2 protein-coding genes are annotated in these 1,449 nt (G+C 56.6%); both read left to right on the forward strand.

Features of this window, described 5'->3' with window-relative positions; all coding sequences use genetic code 11:
- The first annotated feature begins 105 nt into the window (after positions 1-105).
- Complete coding sequence (locus MB824_RS09440; RefSeq protein ID WP_238748251.1) at positions 106-321, forward strand: helix-turn-helix domain-containing protein; 216 nt, start codon at positions 106-108, stop codon at positions 319-321.
- Positions 318-1,298, forward strand: coding sequence for a hypothetical protein (locus tag MB824_RS09445; RefSeq protein WP_238748252.1), 981 nt, complete (start codon positions 318-320; stop codon positions 1,296-1,298). The genes MB824_RS09440 and MB824_RS09445 overlap by 4 nt, the downstream gene beginning before the upstream one ends.
- Positions 1,299-1,449: the final 151 nt, after the last annotated feature.

Raw genomic sequence — 1,449 nt, forward strand, 5'->3', positions numbered from 1 at the left:
CTGGTGCGTCCGCATTGAAACCGCAACCGACGGCAAAGTGCGCCGTCAAGATTTGCGCCCTGATGACTGGGCGGAAATCTGGCCTGAACTGAAAGAAGCCTAGCCATGAAACCCACCACAGCCAGCCAATGCGCCCGCCTGCTCGCCCATTTCAAAAAAGGCGGCACGATAACCAGCTTTGAAGCGTACAAGCGTTTCAAAATCACCCAGCTTGCCGCCCGCATCACCGATTTGGAAATGCGCGGCGCAGTCATCGCCCGCGCGTGGGAAACCAACAACGGCAAGCGCTATGTGCGCTATTCGATGGGAGTTAAAGCATGAGCATCATCCGCGCCAAGCAGCAGAAAAATTTCACGATAGTCGATAACGGCATTTTTAAAACCGGCGGACTGGCGTTTGATTCACGCGGCCTGCTGTGCACCTTGTTATCCAAACCAGATGACTGGAACGTGATTGTGAAGGCTTTGGAAAAGGAAACCGAAGGCACGCGCAAGCACACAAAAGAGCGCGGGATTCGGGAGATGCTTAAGGAATTGATGGATGCCGGTTACGTTATTTGCAAAAAACGCCAAAGCGGCAAGACGGACTACTACGTTTACGACACGCCGCAAACTGCTCAAACCGCAAACTGCGAAAAAAGCAATCTGCCAAAACCGCAAACTGCTCAAACCGCAAACTGCGAAAAAAGCAACGTATTAATAAATACTGAAACTACTTACCAAGAACTGAAAAAAGATAACCAAGAACTGAGTTGCGCCCACCACGAAACCGCTGCCGACGCCGTTTGCGACTTCGCAAGCGAAGCCGCGCCCCGTTCGGATTTTGCCGAATCGGATTTTGAAACCCCGTCTGCAAACAGGCTGCCTGAAGACCCTGCTCCCGAAATCCTGCCTGCTGTGCAGGCAAGGCAGCCTGAAAGCCGTGCAGACCAAAGCGCCGCCAACCGCGCCGTATGGCAGGCCTACTGCCAAGCCTACGTTGGCCGCTACGGCGTCGAACCGCTGCGCAATGCCAAGCTCAACGGCCAGATTGCCCAGTTTGTCCGCCTGGTCGGCGCAGACGATGCCCCGCAGCTCGCCGCCTACTACCTGCGGCACAACAACGGATTTTTCGTCCAGCGTCGCCACGACTTCGGCCTGCTGCTGCAAAGCGCCCAGCAAATCCGCACCGACTGGCTTCGCGGCGAGCAGATGACCGGCACCGCCGCCCGCCAGGCCGACAAAACCGCTGCCAACTTCAACAGCCACCAAGCCGCCAAGCAGGCCATGCAGGCTGACGGCTGGACATTCACCGACTAGGAGACCGGCATGGAAAACCAGACCAAAACCATCAGCAGCGCCGTGTTTGACGCCCTGACCGTCTGCTGCGAAATCACCGGCACCGAGCTGAGCATTACCGCCCGCAAAACCATGTGCGCCGACCTTGCCCAATACCCCAAAGAGCAGGTAC

Source organism: Kingella pumchi, from assembly GCF_022288825.1.
Taxonomy (GTDB): Bacteria; Pseudomonadota; Gammaproteobacteria; order Burkholderiales; family Neisseriaceae; genus Kingella_D; species Kingella_D pumchi.